Origin of the sequence: Nonomuraea sp. NPDC048826 (assembly GCF_043198225.1) — a bacterium.
Taxonomy (GTDB): Bacteria; Actinomycetota; Actinomycetes; order Streptosporangiales; family Streptosporangiaceae; genus Nonomuraea.
Window position 1 is genome coordinate 40,932 of sequence record NZ_JBICUQ010000001.1, and the last position, 15,991, is coordinate 56,922.

Here is a 15,991-nt window from a genome sequence, read left to right on the forward strand (position 1 = left end):
GTCCCTTTTCGGGTTGGTCAGGCGCGCACCGCTGAAGTCGAGTTGACCGGCTACGCGAGCCCCGAGGAGGCGGACCTCGCCTTGTGCTTGGAACCCTTCTCGGCAGAAGATGTCTCCCCCGACGACCAACCCGTCGGCGCTGAGAGTGTCCCTTTTCGGGTTGGTCAGGCGCGCACCGCTGAAGTCGAGTTGACCGGCTACGCGAGCCCCGAGGAGGCGGACCTCGCCTTGTGCTTGGAACCCTTCTCGGCAGAACATGCTTCCCTCGACGACTAATTGGTCGGCGTTGAGGGCGTCCCCGTTCGGGTTGGTCAGGCGCGCACCGCTGAAGTCGAGTTGAGCTATGCGAACCGCGGGGAGGCGGACTGTGCCTTCTGTCTGGAACCCTTCTCGGCAGAACATGCTTCCCTCGACGACTAATTGGTCGGCGTTGAGGGCGTCCCTTTTCGGGTTGGTCAGGCGCGCACCGCTGAAGTCGAGTTGACCGGCTACGCGAGCCCCGAGGAGGCGGACCTCGCCTTGTGCTTGGAACCCTTCTCGGCAGAACATGCCTCCCTCGACGACCAACCGGTCGGCGCTGAGGGCGTCCCCGTTCGGGTTGGTCAGGCGCGCACCGTTGAGGTTGAGTTGACCGGCTACGCGAGCCCCGGGGAGGCGGACTGCGCCTTGTGCTTGGAACCCTTCTCGGCAGAACATGCCTCCCTCGACGACCAACCGGTCGGCGCTGAGGGCGTCCCCGTTCGGGTTGGTCAAGCGCGCACCGTTGAAGTTGAGTTGACCAGCGATGTGAACATCGGTGAGGGCAATGCTCTGAACCCGACACCTCTCCAGGGTCAGATGCCCCTTGATCTTGCTGTCGTTCGCATCCAGACGTGGGATGGAGCTACCGGTGAGGTGTACCGACCGAGTCGCCGCTTCATCCAGGCAGATCGGCTCGTCGAAGCAGCAGTCCACCAACAGTAGGGGAGACGTCACTTCTGCATAGGCCAACGATAGGTCACCGATCACCCGGGCCCCCGCCAGCCACAGCATTGCTACCCGGCCAGGATCTGGCTTCACTGCCGACAGCAGCAACGCGACGATGATCTCGGCCCGCACCTGCCGCTCTTTGCCCCACTCCTTTCCACGCTCGGGATCGTCCTTCTCCTGATCCTTCGCCCTCAAATCGAGCACATCACCACGTAAGAACACATCGCATAGCTGGCGCTCGACCGTCGAAAGTTCTCCAAGGCCCAACTTGGAGGTGAATGAAAGCCTCTCGTGCATAGGCTCGATTCTCGTTGAAATATCCGTAACCTGCTTCTCTTTGCTCTATGCGGACAAGATCTCATGTCGACGGTCGAGCGCAGGCCACGCCTCTGGTTCTACGAGATCAGCGTGACCGGGGGCCCGGCGACCATAGGAGGAAGTGCTGAAGGACCCGGCTGTACAGCCACGAGTACAGCCAAGAGAGCGAAATTCGGCGGAACTCGGTGGACGTCCGCGGACGCCGCGATCGCAGGTCAGAGCCTCGGATGTCGATCGAATCGTCTTCTTTTGATCCGGAGGTTCCAAGGGCGATCGTGGGCGGGTACTGCCTTGCGGGATATATGCGGGATGATCATCCCCGATGAGGGTAGGCGGAAGATGTATGCCGAGGTCAGAGGCTTGATGCTGCAGGAACGTCGGCCCGCTGTAAAACCGTCGGCTCAGCCTACGCAAGTTCGAACCTTGCACCTGCCACACGAGCCTAAAGAGGCCCGTCATCAGCGGAAACGCCGGGGCGGGCCTCTCGTGTTGTGTCCGGCTGTCCACGGCGACCGCCGACCATCTACGGTTGATCGTCCCAATGCGTTCCCACTTGATCAAGGGCACCTGACGCATCGGTGTGTGATCGTCGGCGAGGCATTTGCATCCCTGAGGGCGTTCCAGACGCGAACGCTTGGGCGCATGATGTCCGAGGCGACTCCGGTCAGACCGGAGGAGGAGCCTGCGCCTGGGGCCCACGGGAAGATCTGCAGTCTGCTCTACTCTGATCCATTTCAGCCATCTGGGTTCCGGCTCGCTGCGAGTGGCGACGTGTAGCTATAGCGAGCGGAATATTTTGATGGATCATTCGGAGGATTTACCTGCGCTATACTTGGAGGAGTCGCATCGGCTGGGAGGTGAAGGCGTGCTGCTAGAAGACATGACCGCGGATCCAGCCATGCTCGTCCTGGCCCGTGAGTCGCGGAGCTGGACGCAGGCTGATGTTGCTCAGGCCATGTCTCGATTGGAGGCAGACGCGCGCATCTCCCAGGGATACATCAGTCGGGCCGAGGCTGGGCGGTTGGCCGTTACTGGTGATCGGCTGTTACTGTTCGCCGCCGCTCTAGGGTATGCCCCAGAAGTGCTGTGCTCGCCCGCAGACGTTCATGGAGTGGGCATCGGACTGGTCCACCATCGCAAGCGCGCTTCCATGGGAGCTACTGGGCTGCGTCGTATCCACGCGATACTCGCTCTGACCCGCATGCAGATCAAGGCGCTAACGCACGCCGTCGGTCTGTCGGGAGAGCATTGTTTCTGTCACATTCCGATCGACGATCTAGATACTCCACAAGATGCGGCTGAGCAGCTCCGAGAGCGCTGGAGCCTGTCTAGGGGGCCTATCAGCAATCTCGTTGCTGTGATCGAGCAGGCCGGCGCCATGGTCGTGGTGCGCGATCTGGGCACGACGGAGTTGGATGCGGTAAGTCAGTGGTCGTACGGTGAGCCTCCGCTCTTCCTCCTGAATTCCGCCAGTCCACCAGACCGGTTTCGCTTCAGCTTGGCCCATGAACTCGGTCACGTCATCATGCATACCGACCCGGGCACTGGCCGGGAGCAGGAGGCCGAGGCCGACCGCTTTGCCGCGGAATTCCTCATGCCGCACGAGGACATTTCGGAGGAACTGAAGGACGGCGTAGACCTAACGCGGCTGCTCCATCTCAAGGGACGCTGGGGCGTGTCAATGGCCGCATTGGCTCGTCGCGCGTTGACATTGAGCGTCATTTCCGACTGGCAGTATCGCAATATCATGGTGGAGATGTCGGCCTTGGGATACCGCACGGCGGAACCTGGAGCTGTCTCCCGCGAGACGCCGCAAGCCTTGTCTAGCGTCGTCAAACAACTTCAAGAGCACGACGGCCTCAGCGTTGCTCAGATGGCGCAGTTGGCCGGGCTGACCCCCGATGAGTTCGACAAGATCTACCGGAGTGCTTCATCCCTGCCCGAGAGCCCCCTGCCCTCGGCACGTCTCTGAGGTGAACTGATGATCGACCCCTCCGTCCCGGGCCGTGCCACTGCCGAGCCCGAGATCACCGGTCCGCAGTCGACAGCGGCACAGCTGCTGACTGGCCGCGTGCTGTACCAAGAGAATGCTCGGTTCCGAGCCCGTGTGCGCAAGTCCGTCGACCGCCGGCTGAGCGGTGTGGTGATGACCGGCAAGAATGCTGATGACCGCGCCAGCCAGTTGCGTGACGCTGGCTATCGAGGGGTTGTCTTGATCGACAGCGCTGCATATTTGACCCACAAGGCCACTGTTGATGAGCCCTTCTTACTGCCGAAAGACACGCTGTTCCCGAGCCTTGAAGACTGTCTCGACTTCCAGCGTCACCGTGGCGCCGACGCGGCGTTGACCCCCACCGGATATGTCCGTGCGGCAGCCTCCAAGACGCTCAAGGCGATCATGCGTGCTGCTGAGCAGATCGAGCGCGAAGACACTGTAGTTGTCTTGCCGCTCGACATCGCGTGGCTCAATTCCGAGCACATCAAGCAGCTCATCGCCGTGTGCAAGGAGATCCGTCAGCCCAAGGCCATCATCTTGATCCGCCAGTTCGACCCGATGGCGGCCTTCAAGGAGACCACCGTGAACTTGCGGCGCCTGGTTACCGAGGCTGACCAGGTGGCCCTGTTGCGCAGCGATCTGGCTGCCTTGGACGCGATGGTCCACGGAGCGTTGTTTGCCGGGATCGGCGCCGACAGCTCCATCCGTCACGCTGTTCCGGCGGGAGAGCGACCGCAGAAGGCAGAGTCCAGCGGATTCGCGCAGTATCCAAGCGTGCTGATGCCCGAGCTGATGCGATTCAGCGGGGCGCAATCATTGGCGAGGCGGTACGCGAACGTTGAGCCCGCGCGCTGCAGTTGCGTGGTGTGCAGCGGGCGCGGTCTGGACCGTTTCAACAGTCCTGACGGCGAGGCCCGAATCGAGTCTGAGGACCACAACGCCTACGTTTGGGGCGCGTGGGTCAACGAGATGGCTGCGAAGAATCCTGGGCGTGAGCGCCATCTCTGGTGGCGCGACCGCTGTGCACGCGCCGTGAACTGCTACGAGTTGGAGAACGTGCGGATCCAGCAGCCCCGTGCCTTCAAGGTACCCCCGCCTCTTCGTGCGTGGGCCACCCTCCCGATCGAGGGTGATACGCCCGCCCCAGCTAGGGGTGCTTCTCAGGGGGTTAGTTCAACTGCTGGCTAACCTCCTCAAGGAACTGCCACGCGGCTACGGTGAATCGCTTGCGAACAAACGGCCGCGGCGGCACAACAACCTCTACGTCGTCTCCCCGGGTAGCTAGGAGGCCGATACCGTAGAAGTCCGTCTGTAGGATCGCATCCTCTCGGCGACGCAATGGTCCCTCTACCAAGATGGCGCGTGCGCAGAACGGTGTGAAGCGACCGACGCGTTCCAGTGCGGATTCCCACCCTCGAGCTGGAACCACGGCAAGATCCAAGCGGAGAGGGTGGACCGCATGTCGCACAATCCCTTGGTCTTGGCGGCTTACGGCTCCTCGTGGAATTCGCGCCAACATTCGCTGCTCGGCAGGTGTCAAGGAGGCTAGCGGTACCGGCTGGTCCAGCGGGAGGCTCATCAAGAAATCGAGAACCTCCGGCCGCAGAAGCGCTTCAGCACGAGCCAACGCTCGTCGCCGACGTTCTTGTTCATCCAGTTGGTAGGCGATCAGCGCCTGTGATCCGAGAACGTTCACCAGAGCAATCTGTGAGTCTGCTGGCACCAGACCACCCGGTCTTCTGGCAGCCGCCGACACCATGTCGATGGGTACCTGCATCGTGACTGCCATGCCTTCACCTTGCCCTAGTGCCGTGTCCGTCTCTCATCCGGGGTCATCTGAAGCCACCTCTGGTGGCGAGTAGTCCTCCAAGGCACGTGCCAGCGCCCGCAGCCCCCTCCACACTCGCGTGTCCCCGCACCGCTCATACCAGCGTCTTCGCTGCCCAGGAACGGCTTCGACCTGACGTACCAGTCCCAACGCCATCAGGTCTTTTGTCGGCTGGTAGTAGACCGACGCAGCGAGCCCATGTGAGGTGGCCAGATCGGTCAGGTTGACTCGGCCGTTCTTGGCCAGGGCCAGAGCTGTCACCACCGTTAGCTTGTGTCGGTTGCCCAGTAGGAGCGTCGACACGTCCTTCCGTGTTGCGCGGGCTAGTTGCCGCATGACTGCTCATTATGGATTCACGAATCATGAATATCAAGGTGATCGGAAGGATGGATCCCAGATGTTCATTGCACCAACGAGTCGTCACATCGACAAGCTCATGCACACTGCGCTTACGGCTGGACCCAATCAGCATGGACGGCCAGATGGTCGCAGGGCATCCGATCGCCGGCCTCGTCGCAGCCGAAGCTGGGGCTGAGTTGGCTAGGTAGAGGAACGTCGCTCCAGCGTGGCAGTCGCCGCCGGCATGCTCGCCCACTTCGACAAGTGGGGCCGTAGATAAGCACAATCGGGCCTTTGAGTGCCCTCCTGCTGGGACACGGCTTTCCCACCCGCGAGAGATGGCGGAGCGAGGTCGAGGGCATCCAACCTCAGCAATTCGGCCGGAATTTCATCCTGAAGATCGTTAATAGAGAAAGGTGCCTCCGACCTGCGATGATCGGATTGCCTAGATCACGAGACCGCAGAGAACGGGTGCACCTTTCGGGTGAACGCTACTTCATGGGACCGCCGCTTGTCCGTCCGAGGGGACGGCAAGGGGCTCATCGGGCACGCAGGAGCCGTACTCCTGCGCAAATGTGCTGATCAGACAGGGTTAACAGGAGCGCTGGGCAGTGTGTTCGCCCGGCTGGGCGGATCTGCGGTGTGGGACCGGGGCGTGGTGCTGGTCCAACTCGCGGTGGCGATCGCGCTGGGAGCCAGGAGCATGCGGCAGATCGCCCTGCTCGCTCACCAAGAGCAGCTCTTCGGCAAGCCCCCCTCGGACTCCACCGTGCGGCGGGCACTGGAACCCATCGGCACGTCGGAGCACCTGCAGGTCTGGATCGCCCGGGCCCGTGCGCGGGTACGCAGGCACGTGTGGCAACTGGTTGCCGCGACCGAGACGGGATTCGGAACCTCCCCCCGAGGTGTGGACACCTTGAGTACCGGATGATGGAGATCCGGAGACAAGGAGTTCCACGTGGCGATGAAGTCGTACCCGCCGGAGTTCAAGGCGGACGCCGTCGCGTTGTACCTGTCCGATCCGGGACGGACGCTGGCCTCGGTGGCCGAGGACCTGGGAATCAGCCGGGAGACACTGCGTAACTGGGTGCGTCAGGCGCAGGCGGAGGGCACCGCGGGCGCCAAGGTGCGGGGCCCGGCCGGGAAGCCGGCGCGTGGCCCGCTATCGTCCGACGACGTGCTGGAAGAGGAGAACAAGCAGCTCAAGGCCCGGATCCGGGAGCTTGAGCTGGAGCGTGACATCCTGCGCCGGGCGGCCAAATATTTCGCGGGAGAGACGAACTGGTGAGCCGCTTCGAGTTCGTTGACGACCACGCGGGCGCCTTCGGCGTCAAGCGGCTGTGCCGGGTGCTGAAGGTGTCCCGCTCAGGCTTCTACCGGTGGCGTAAGGCGGCGCCGGCCCGCGCGGAGCGGGCCGCGGCCGATGCCGCGCTGGCGGAGGAGATCAGGCAGATCCACGCCGCGTTCGACGGCACCTACGGCAGTCCGCGCGTCACCGCCGAGCTGCGGGCCCGAGGCCACACGGTCAACCACAAGAGGGTCGCGCGGGTGATGCGCCGGTCCGGCATCGTCGGGCTGCACCTGCGCAAGAAGGTGCGCACCACGGTGCCCGAGCCGTCCCATCAGAAGGTGCCCGACCTGATCCAGCGGGACTTCACCGCGCCGGCCCCGAACCAGCGCTATGTCGGCGACATCACATACCTGCCCGTCGGTGAGGGCCGGTTTCTGTATCTGGCGACCGTGCTGGACCTGGGCTCACGCCGGCTGGCGGGCTGGTCGATCGCCGATCGGATGCGCACCGAGCTGGTGACCGATGCACTGCGCGCCGCCGCCGCGACACGGGGCAGCCTGGCCGGGGCGATCTTCCATGCCGATCATGGAGCGCAGTACACCTCGGCCGAGTTCGCCAGAGTCTGCGCCGAGCTCGGCGTGCGCCAATCCATGGGCGCCGTCGGTACCAGCGCCGACAACGCCGCCGCGGAGGCCTTCAACGCCACGTTGAAACGCGAGACACTGCAAGGTGCCAAAGGTTGGTCCTCGGCGCGCGAGGCCCGCCTGGCCGTCTTCAAGTGGATCACCCGCTACAACACCCGAAGGCGGCATTCTGCCCTCGGCTACCTCAGCCCGATCGACTACGAGCAGCAGACCATCGATAGGGTGCAGCTCGTCGCATGACAACCGGTGTCCACACTGCGGGGTGAGCCCCCGACATCCGCCAACGCTATGACGGCGGCGGATGGTGGCCACGCGACGGCGAAGTGAAACTGTTCAACCCCGCAGCAGTGCGCACCGAGCGCTACCGCTACCGAGGCACAGCCATCCCCACGCCGTGGCCCAGCAGCGCAGTAAGAAGCACATCCACCTGACGGGACATGCGGAGAGCCGGTTGCCCGGAGACGGGCACGGCCGGTTCGGGGAACGGGCCGGGGAAACGGACTGACGGAAACGCCAGCACCGCGCCTCGACCCGATTCACCACGAATCGCCGGCGATGCTGCTGCGCACCGGATCGGCCGGCTCCAACACCGTGGCCGACCACGTACGCGTGCTCACCGAAGCCATCAGGCAGATCCCCGACAGCTTCCGAGCCAAGATCTGGATCCGGATCGACGGTGCGGGCGCCACCCATGAGCTCGTCGAACACATGAAGGGCCTGAACACCACCCGGCGCACCGTCCGCTTCACCGTCGGCTGGAAGATCACCGGCACCGACGAGAGCGCGATCGCCAAACTGCCCGCCACTGCCTGGCAGGCCGCCGTCCGCCAGGACGGCGAGGTCCACCCGCACGCCCACGTAGCCGAGCTGACCGGCTTGGACGAACGCGCCGCACTGTGGGGCGTCAGGTTGCTGGTCCGCCGCGTGCGCCCTTCGGCCCGCGACACAGCGCAGCTCACCGACCTGGAGAACAAGACCGATGGAAGTACGCCATCATCGCCACCAACCTCGGACCACGTGGCCTGCGCGGCATCCCCGGCAGCCACCGGCTCGCCTTCATTGACGCCGTCCACCGTGATCACGCCGAAGTCGAGGACAGGGTGCGGACGAACAAGGCCATGGGGCTGCGCAACCTGCCGTCCAAGATGTGGAATGTCAACGTCGGCTGGGTCCTGACCTGCAATCTCGCCGCTGATCTGCACGCCTGGACCCGGTTGCTCGGCCTGCACGACGACACCGAACTGGCTCGCGCTGAGCCGCAGACCCTCCGCTACTGCCTCTGGCACCTGCCCGCACGGCTGGTTTCTCACGCTCGCCGGAGGATGCTGAAGATCAGCGTCACCTGGCCGTGGAAGAACGCCTTCCTGATCTGCTGGCAGCGTCTGTGTGCTCTGCCGGCGCCCACCTGACCAGCGTGAACGTCTACCGACGATCCCGGAAAGGAGAGAGAGGGGATCCCCTCGCGGCCTGTGGAACCGCCGTCCGCCCGAGCGTCTCGGGTAAGCCGACGTGCCACTCGCCCGGATTGAACAGGACGATCAGGAAGAAAACTCCATCAGCCGAAATCGATCAGGAGGGACGACCACCCCGTGAGTCATCGAGGCCAGCAGAGCGATCTGCCGCATGCTGGTCGCTCCCAGCGCGATCGCCACCGCGAGCTGGACGAGCACCAGGCCCCGGTCCCATAACGGTGATCGGCCCAGTCGGGTGAATGCTGCGCCCAGCGCTTCGGTTAACCCCATCTGATCAGCGCATTTGTGCAGGAGGATGGCTCCTGCGTGTCCGATGAGTCCTTTGCCGTCCCCTTGGACGGACAAGCGGTGGTGCCATGCCGTACTGTTCACCCGGAAGGTGCGTCCGTTCTGTGCGATGTCTTGATCTAAGCAGTCGGATCATCGCAGGCCGGGGGCACCTTCTTCAGTTATCGATCTTCAGAGCGAACTCCCGGCTGAATAGCCGAGGTCATCGAGGCTAACGCTCAGTTTCGAAGCTTATGGCTGCGGGTTTTCACCAAGCGTGGCCTTGACGTCACAGATAACTACATTAGAGTGAGAGAGGCATTCTCCCGGGGTAGTGGCAGCCATCTTTGCACTGTCACAAATATCGACAAGTCGAGTCGAGAAGCGATCGTGCGACCAGAAGCATTAGCCTGCCGGTCGACGGTCCAGATGGGGGTACTGTGGTTGGTGGCGTTGCACTTATTCTTATTCCCTGCCCGCTGGCAATGGTTGCCTATGACTTCGGGAAGTTGCTGATAACCCCGGCTGTCCTGTGCCTCATAGTGTTCGTCCTCGCCGTTATGTTCGGACCTGGAAGAGGCGGGCAGATATCGAGCACTATTGACGTGATAGCTTGGATTTTCGGCGAACGCGTTCGTGCACTGACTTTCGCAGCAGTACTCCTGCTCGGCCTGCTGGGCTTCGGATTAATGAGTGGCGCAGATTACCTGGCCGCCGGCTGCATTTCTTGACGCGTATAACCTGCGGCGTCTCGATCAAAGCATACCCTGGCGCGAAACGCGGTATAGCTGCGTGAGGGACATGGTGGCGTGGGGAAGATATCTGCGCCCTCGATCATCGGTGCCAGAGTCCCAAGGGCCGTGCTGCCAGGTAGACAGGACCGCCTTGACGGTGTCCCGGTTCAAGTCATACCAGTCGATCTCTTCGAACTCATAGGCGCTATGAGCTCGTTGCGCAAGTTCGACGAGTTCCCCCTCCTCCAGCTTCGTCTTCACGTGAGCAAAGAAGTACGCCGACACCTCAACAGCATAGAGACCGAACCAGAAGAAAACAATGTTGTCATTATACAGCTCGGGATCGGTGAGATTCGCCTCTTCCACCAAGGCTCGAACTGCAAGATCATGGCAATTTTCGAGCGACCGTCCAGGTTCTCCCCAGTTCATTGTCTCATGGACACCGACCTGATAAAAATGCGGCCATACCCGCGCGCCCTGAGGTCTTCGAACCATCATTATCCGACCGTTGCGACTCTGCACTGTCACGTTGACGACGATGTTCGAGTTGGGCGAGCCTCGAATCAACTTACTCAGACCGCCTTCTTGGTCGCTGCGCAAGATGCGGCCCACAATGGCTTGGTAATCCTGAGGATGATCCCGCAGGTAGCGGCGGATTGCCACATGCTCATAATATTGACTCCGTGCGACACTAAGGCAGAGTTGCTGGTTCGCTGATTCCCGAGTGTCCTCATCGTAGGCAACAAGCGTCGGACATGGACTGCCAGGCTTTACAGACTCCTCCTCCAGATAAACTTGCAGGGAGACCGGGTCTACCCAATCCTGGTGGAGGGATGGAACGACTGTGATCGGACCGATATTATGCCGCCGGTCGAGGCGGCGGGAGAAGTTCCAATCGATTATGCGGAAGAAGCCGACTGACGCTGGATCGAATCCGAAAGGCTGAAAGTGCGTCTCGGTGGGCGGTGTCCCCAGGAATAGGGCAACGTATCTATGAGGAGATGCGCCAAGCGCTCTCTGTTCGGTCTCGATGTCGAAGCAGTGGTTCATCACGCTTTGGACTGCTTCAAGAAAGACCTGGCGCTGGTACGAGTCTCGCGGCAGAACGTTGTCCCCAGTCTTCAGGACGTTGAGAACAGTCTTACGGTCCCATCCAAGATCGAAATCCAGACCGTGTAATCGTGAATAGATCATGTCTGCCAGGTGTGGCCAACTCAGCCAGCCTCCGGTATAGAGACCGTACGATGCGTTCTCGTTCCGAGACAGATGCCTTCTCGTCTCCCTGTTTCCTTGGCACAACAGATCACGATCGCGCCTGACCGCGTCCCTGAAACGCCTGTTCAGGTCAGCACGATCTCTAGAAGAGAGAGGGGACACGGCGCCAGCATACCCCCGGCCCGCGACCTGTAACAGGGGGCAATTTGCCGACGATCGCAATACTCGCAGATCAGCACGGGTATGGATCATGGGCCTTTCCCCCCGTTCGCTCTCCTGCTACTGGGCTTACCCGCCGGAGCGCCTTCTGGCAACGTTTCTAGTAGACGTCGGGAGGTGAGCTGGATGAACAAGGTAACACCCGTCAGAGATATGTCGGGGCCTAGAACGATCGTCGTGCAGGTACCCAAGGTGAAGCAGCGCGTATGGAGGTCAGTTAGTCATATCGGCGTTCTTGTTCTTATCGCCACGGGGTGGGTATCGAGCACGCGCGACATCATTTCGATAGTCGTCATAAGTGTAATCCACGAGCTGTGCGCGGCACTGCGCGGCTGAATTAATTCCTAGAAGAGTGCGCTCGTGAGTGTTCGCAGAGTATCAGAGCAGATACGGATGCTCACGAGCCCTCTCGCAGGAAGTGACCAAGCGTTGCTTCATCTTCGAAATCGATTATCGAGTTAGCTCTGGAGGTTGAGAGCGGTAGCGAGGTGTCCTCGTAATGGACAAGGAAGATGTCGGCTGCCCGAAGAACTATCTTCACGCCTTCCTGTGAGACGAGCTCACGTGCGCGACCAAGACGCCTTGCAGCTTCTCGACTCTCTATTGCATCCGCATCATTCAGACCTCCCACAACCATATAAGCGTCCGGATCTGTCGCGTCTGGGGTCCGGTGATACTTGTGTGGAAATCCGTACCTTCCGCATTCTCTGCGCAACGTATCCAGGAGCGTCGTTGGATGATCGTTAATGATGGGCCATCCGATTGTCACACACTGGTTTCCCTGAAGCCAAAGAGTGCGGTCATACAGACGCAGCCCTCGGCTTGTGAACGCGTTGAGTGACTTATTGTAACCTCCGAACTGCACGGGCACCCCTCCGATAAACTCGGATCTGAGCATGCGTATCATCCGTAGGAGGCTGCCTAGCGACGCCGAATCGGTTGAGTGCTCCAAGCCGATGATGGTCGCATGGACCTCCTCTTGCACACGAGGCTGGAAAACGGGCCCCAGTAGCTGCTGCATCAATTCTTGAACGGTTCTGATGTAGTTATCGAGAAGAGCAGACTTCTCTCCGTACCAGGCAACTACAGTGACGCGTTGCATACCTGTTTCAGCCATGTCCCTTCCTTTCGCATTTCAGTGCCCAGTACCGTGAGCAGATGATCCGGGGTTCCGTCCGCCGGGATCGGCGGTGGTGCAGGCCGGCGGACCTTCCGTAATAGTAGAGGTACGACCCATACCAGTAAATACTCATTACTCGGTGGGATACTTGTTGCTCGCTCATCGAGATTGTCCGGCCGCGTCCCTATTCGCCTGATCGATACCTGGACGCCAATCGCATAGGTTCTGCGGATTGTGCTCGCAATCCATAAGCTGAAGCCGTTGTGGTCATCGCAGTTGACGCCTGGGGGCGTCCGAAGCTTAATCACGGCCAATACGCGGCCAAGTGGCTTCGTGAACCATAAAAGCCCAGGTCAGAGCTTGATCGCGACGGGACTGTAAAACCGTCGGCTCAGCCTACGCCAGTTCGAACCTTGCACCTGCCACCAGCAGTAACAGCAGGTCAGAGGCCCTACGGGGCCTCTTCTGCGTTTCAGGGTGTGCAGCCGGATGCCGCTACGTCGATGCACATCTGGCGGCCGCCAGGCCAGTCGTCGGCGAGGGCGGCCAAGGCGTGGACGCCGGCCAGGCGGACCGAGGGGGCCTCGGAGCCGAGTTTGTCGGTGGCCTTGTCGAAGCGTTCGGCGTACAGCTTCGTGTGCTCGCGGGCCTCTCCAGCTTCGGCGAGGCGTTGTTTACGGTAGGCGATGACCAGGGCGACCACCCCGCCGACGCCGGCGACCACGGCCAGGGAGATCTTGATGACTTCCAGCAGGTTGGTGACGTCAAGCTCGCCGCGGGGAAGGTCGGGCGAGCCGAGCCCGATCAAGGCAAGCACGATCAGTCCGACGGCCGAGGCCGCGGCCAGGACCAGGGTCAGCATCAGGGCGAGGCTGATCGGGATCAGAGGTACGGGGCGGCGCGGCCTGGAGACGGAGCGGCGGCGCTGGGGGAGTAGGCGCTTCAGGGGCGGAAGGCGGCGGGGGAGGCGCAGCATGTCTGCCACGATGCCGGGCCGATGCCATGGCTGTGAAGATCGGCAGCCTCCAGCGCATCGCCGAGTCCAAGCCAGCGCGAGGCGCGGTGAATAGTGTGCCGCCCACGCGACAAGTGCTTGATGAGGACTATCCCGCCAACCAAGTAGCGTAAAGCAGCGTCCCATATACCGTTCGTGTTCGCGCGGATCCGGAGGGGACGCCATGCCCAGCAAATCCAAGTCGGGCAAGCAGGGTGGGGCGTGGGGTTGCCTTGCCGTGCTCGCCTTTGTCGTCGTCGGCTGCAACGCGCTCTTCGTGGGCAACGACCCAGAGCCCGCAAACGACCCAGAGCCCGCAGCCGTGGCCAGCGCGCCGCCCACCATCACGTCGACGCCCTCCTGGACGCCGACACCGAAACCCGTCAGGCACATCAAAGACCTTGACGGTGACGGCATCGAAGACCGCTACGACGACGACAAAGACGGCGACGGCGTCACCAAGTCCCGCGATCGAGACGACCGCGATCCCGAAAAGGGGCGGCGCCGGCCGACGCGTACTCCCAAGCCCAAGCCGGAACGGGAACCGGAGCAGGCACCACTCGCCAGAGCACACCCGGGCGGCTTCTGCGGCAATCCAGGAGCGGTAGGCGTCGCGTCGAACGGGCGTACGTACATCTGCCGCGGCGGGCACTGGCGGAGGTAACGCCGTTCGGCCTGCTCGCCCCACGCGTACCAGGTGGCTGTGTGGCGCTTCTGGGCTCAGCGCTTTCAGGTCTCGGTCGATGGGGGCGGCTGGTGGTGCTGTGCGCCCCAGTCCCAGAGGGCTTGGAGGACGGGGCCGAGGCGTTGCCCCTGTGCGGTGAGTGTGTAGTGCACCCGGGACGGCCAGCCGGGCTCGCGGCGGCGAGCGAGCACACCGGCTTCCGTCAGGTGTGGCGAGCACACCGGCTTCCGTCAGGTGTGCCAGCCGGTCGGACAGGACCTTGTCCGACAGCGCGGGGAGGGCCTGGCGGAGTTGGGTGAAGGTGCGGTCGCCCTGGAGGAACTCGCGGATCACCAGGGTTGTCCACCGGCCGTGCAGGGCCGCGAGGGTGACCTCCACCGGGCAGGCGGGAACGGGCTCGGTGACATGGGCGCGGGGGTCGTCGGGCAGGAGGCCCAGGCCGCGAATGGTCGTTTCGTAGAGCTTGGGGTGCCGATCACGGTACGGCCTCGGCACGTCTACGCCACGGGCGACATCGCCTTGCTGATCGTCGATTGGGTCATCGACGGCACGGACCGCGACGGCCAGGCTGTGCACATCGAGGGCACGGCCACCGATGTCGCCCGACGTGGGCAGGATGGGCGCTGGCGCTATGTCATCGACAACCCTTTCGGCGTGCAACCAGAAGGCCACCAGGTCAGGTGACGGGACGGCGGGGTACGTGGGTGAGGGAGATGATCTAGGCTGGCGCTCCCATCTGCGACCATGTGGCGGCGATCTTGCTTCCGTTATCGGTGATCCCCCCGCGCTGGGGTGTGCCCCTGTTGACCGTGGCGGCTCTGGCGGCTCCCGCCTTGCGTATGTACGCCATGTACTTTCCTGAAGGGCCGACCTACTCCGCGCGAGGCTCCTACTGCGCTTTGAGCTCCGAGCCGCTGGTCCTCTCGGATCTCGACCGGCTGGCGGAGATCAACTTGCGGATCATCTTCGCGGAGATGAACGGCTGGCCCGTCGCGGTGATGGCGCTCGGGCTGTGTACGACCCTGGCTCTTCGGGGCAGGTGGGGGACAGTCGCCGCGTGGGTGACGGTGGCGGTGTTCGTGGTCTTCGCCGGGGTTTTCACCATTCCGTACGTCGTGCAGGTCATCTCGGACGGGTGCACGTCCACGATCCGATTCGGTGGGTGGCGCCTCGTCACGTACAGCCCGGTCCTGCACTATCTGGCGGGTGCGGTGCTGGTCGCGTTCTTGGCGTCGGTCCGTACGAGAGAACGGCTCTCCGACCGCCGATGGCGCTGACTTCCGCGTACGTCCCCGCACCCGTAGCCTGGCCCGAGCCGTCGACGGACAGGGACGCCCGCCTCATGAGCGCCATGCACGACTACTACCGCGCGCCCGATCGCGCCACCGCGACCTGGCGGCCGGACCGGTTGCGGGCGCCGGCCGAGCCTCTCCCCGGTGCGCCGGTGTTCGACGTGGTCGACACCAAGTGGATCGACCCCCAGGTGGCGATCGGTGAACTGGTGGCCCTCATCGGGAAGGTCCCCTACTCCGACGAGCTGGTCAAGACCGTCGTCCTGTATCCCCCGCCCGACGGCGCGCCCACGACCGATGTCGAGGTGGAGGCTCTGCCGAGGGACTCCCCTTACCTGGTGGGACCGCAGATCGAGGAGCTTCCCGTACGGGTGCGCGACGTGCTGGCCGGGTTCGATGATGCTCGCCTGCCTGACGTGGCTCGGCGGTGGCTGACGGAGGATCCCTCCGACAACCCGTACGAACGCGAGACGCGCGAGCTGGTCGAAGGGCTCGTCGCGCTGGCGCGGCGGGCCAAGGAGAGCGGCCAACTGCTCTACTGCTGGTCCATCGCCGGCTGACCGAAGTGATGAGTTGTCGCGCCCGCACCCGTCATACGTACGTCAGGA

At 62.9% G+C, this 15,991-nt stretch carries 18 protein-coding genes and 1 pseudogene; 11 read left to right on the forward strand and 8 right to left on the reverse strand.

Annotated elements, in window-relative coordinates:
- Positions 1 to 1,266 (reverse strand): hypothetical protein (locus ACGFI7_RS00210; RefSeq protein ID WP_393397351.1); only part of this gene is annotated, 1,266 nt, incomplete at its 3' end.
- Positions 1,267 to 2,086: 820 nt separating this feature from the next.
- Between ACGFI7_RS00210 and ACGFI7_RS00215 the strand changes: the two genes are divergently transcribed.
- A complete protein-coding gene (locus ACGFI7_RS00215; RefSeq protein ID WP_393397353.1) occupies positions 2,087 to 3,259 on the forward strand; it encodes an ImmA/IrrE family metallo-endopeptidase in 1,173 nt (390 codons plus the stop codon).
- A gap of 9 nt (positions 3,260 to 3,268) precedes the next feature.
- Positions 3,269 to 4,471 (forward strand): hypothetical protein, encoded by a 1,203-nt coding sequence (locus ACGFI7_RS00220; protein WP_393397355.1) that lies wholly within the window; start codon positions 3,269 to 3,271, stop codon positions 4,469 to 4,471.
- Here ACGFI7_RS00220 and ACGFI7_RS00225 read toward each other — a convergent pair.
- Positions 4,452 to 5,072 carry a hypothetical protein gene (locus ACGFI7_RS00225; protein WP_393397357.1) on the reverse strand — a complete coding sequence of 207 codons (621 nt, stop codon included), beginning with the start codon at positions 5,070 to 5,072 and terminating at the stop codon, positions 4,452 to 4,454. The genes ACGFI7_RS00220 and ACGFI7_RS00225 overlap by 20 nt on opposite strands.
- 991 nt (positions 5,073 to 6,063) lie before the next feature.
- On the opposite strand from ACGFI7_RS00225, the gene ACGFI7_RS00230 reads away from it, so the two are divergent.
- The 4 genes from ACGFI7_RS00230 to ACGFI7_RS00245 all read left to right on the forward strand — a co-directional run bounded on the left by ACGFI7_RS00230 (position 6,064) and on the right by ACGFI7_RS00245 (position 8,794).
- Positions 6,064 to 6,381, forward strand: coding sequence for a hypothetical protein (locus ACGFI7_RS00230; RefSeq protein ID WP_393397360.1), 318 nt, complete (start codon positions 6,064 to 6,066; stop codon positions 6,379 to 6,381).
- Positions 6,382 to 6,408: 27 nt separating this feature from the next.
- A protein-coding gene (locus ACGFI7_RS00235) for an IS3 family transposase (RefSeq protein ID WP_393397363.1) occupies positions 6,409 to 7,625 on the forward strand; the annotation gives its coding sequence in 2 pieces (ribosomal slippage) (positions 6,409 to 6,718 and positions 6,718 to 7,625; 1,218 coding nt in all).
- Between the two features lie 315 nt (positions 7,626 to 7,940).
- Entirely contained in the window at positions 7,941 to 8,561 is a 621-nt protein-coding gene (locus ACGFI7_RS00240; RefSeq protein WP_393397366.1) for a hypothetical protein, read from the forward strand.
- The gene (locus tag ACGFI7_RS00245; RefSeq protein WP_393397369.1) at positions 8,486 to 8,794 is read left to right on the forward strand and encodes a transposase; all 309 of its coding nucleotides are present in this window, start codon (positions 8,486 to 8,488) and stop codon (positions 8,792 to 8,794) included. The genes ACGFI7_RS00240 and ACGFI7_RS00245 overlap by 76 nt, the downstream gene beginning before the upstream one ends.
- A 129-nt stretch (positions 8,795 to 8,923) precedes the next feature.
- On the opposite strand, the gene ACGFI7_RS00250 is transcribed toward ACGFI7_RS00245, so the two are convergent.
- Positions 8,924 to 9,127, reverse strand: a complete 204-nt coding sequence (locus ACGFI7_RS00250; RefSeq protein ID WP_393397372.1) for a hypothetical protein — start codon at positions 9,125 to 9,127, stop codon at positions 8,924 to 8,926.
- Positions 9,128 to 9,564: 437 nt separating this feature from the next.
- Between ACGFI7_RS00250 and ACGFI7_RS00255 the strand changes: the two genes are divergently transcribed.
- On the forward strand, positions 9,565 to 9,855 hold the full coding sequence (locus ACGFI7_RS00255; RefSeq protein WP_393397375.1) for a hypothetical protein: 291 nt from the start codon (positions 9,565 to 9,567) through the stop codon (positions 9,853 to 9,855).
- Positions 9,856 to 9,879: 24 nt separating this feature from the next.
- Here the strand turns inward: ACGFI7_RS00255 and ACGFI7_RS00260 are convergent, their stop codons facing one another.
- The 3 genes from ACGFI7_RS00260 to ACGFI7_RS00270 form a co-directional block, all read right to left on the reverse strand.
- Positions 9,880 to 11,052: a hypothetical protein gene (locus ACGFI7_RS00260; protein ID WP_393397378.1), complete on the reverse strand. Its 1,173-nt coding sequence runs from the start codon at positions 11,050 to 11,052 to the stop codon at positions 9,880 to 9,882.
- 637 nt (positions 11,053 to 11,689) lie between these two features.
- Entirely contained in the window at positions 11,690 to 12,409 is a 720-nt protein-coding gene (locus tag ACGFI7_RS00265; RefSeq protein WP_393397381.1) for a hypothetical protein, read from the reverse strand.
- Positions 12,410 to 12,884: 475 nt separating this feature from the next.
- The gene (locus ACGFI7_RS00270; RefSeq protein ID WP_393397384.1) at positions 12,885 to 13,274 is read right to left on the reverse strand and encodes a hypothetical protein; all 390 of its coding nucleotides are present in this window, start codon (positions 13,272 to 13,274) and stop codon (positions 12,885 to 12,887) included.
- 316 nt (positions 13,275 to 13,590) lie between these two features.
- Between ACGFI7_RS00270 and ACGFI7_RS00275 the strand changes: the two genes are divergently transcribed.
- Positions 13,591 to 14,070 (forward strand): hypothetical protein, encoded by a 480-nt coding sequence (locus ACGFI7_RS00275; RefSeq protein ID WP_393397387.1) that lies wholly within the window; start codon positions 13,591 to 13,593, stop codon positions 14,068 to 14,070.
- A 65-nt stretch (positions 14,071 to 14,135) separates the two neighbouring features.
- On the opposite strand, the gene ACGFI7_RS00280 is transcribed toward ACGFI7_RS00275, so the two are convergent.
- Both ACGFI7_RS00280 and ACGFI7_RS00285 read right to left on the reverse strand, forming a co-directional pair.
- Positions 14,136 to 14,312, reverse strand: coding sequence for a winged helix-turn-helix transcriptional regulator (locus tag ACGFI7_RS00280; protein ID WP_393397390.1), 177 nt, complete (start codon positions 14,310 to 14,312; stop codon positions 14,136 to 14,138).
- 49 nt (positions 14,313 to 14,361) lie between these two features.
- Positions 14,362 to 14,469, reverse strand: a pseudogene (locus ACGFI7_RS00285) (winged helix-turn-helix transcriptional regulator); the annotation flags it as partial.
- On the opposite strand from ACGFI7_RS00285, the gene ACGFI7_RS00290 reads away from it, so the two are divergent.
- From ACGFI7_RS00290 to ACGFI7_RS00300, 3 genes are all read left to right on the forward strand, one after another.
- Positions 14,443 to 14,775 carry a YybH family protein gene (locus ACGFI7_RS00290; protein WP_393399556.1) on the forward strand — a complete coding sequence of 111 codons (333 nt, stop codon included), beginning with the start codon at positions 14,443 to 14,445 and terminating at the stop codon, positions 14,773 to 14,775. The pseudogene ACGFI7_RS00285 and the gene ACGFI7_RS00290 sit on opposite strands and share 27 nt — an antisense overlap.
- A 62-nt stretch (positions 14,776 to 14,837) precedes the next feature.
- The gene (locus ACGFI7_RS00295; RefSeq protein WP_393397393.1) at positions 14,838 to 15,368 is read left to right on the forward strand and encodes a hypothetical protein; all 531 of its coding nucleotides are present in this window, start codon (positions 14,838 to 14,840) and stop codon (positions 15,366 to 15,368) included.
- 65 nt (positions 15,369 to 15,433) lie between these two features.
- Positions 15,434 to 15,943, forward strand: coding sequence for a hypothetical protein (locus ACGFI7_RS00300; protein WP_393397396.1), 510 nt, complete (start codon positions 15,434 to 15,436; stop codon positions 15,941 to 15,943).
- Positions 15,944 to 15,991 lie beyond the last annotated feature (48 nt).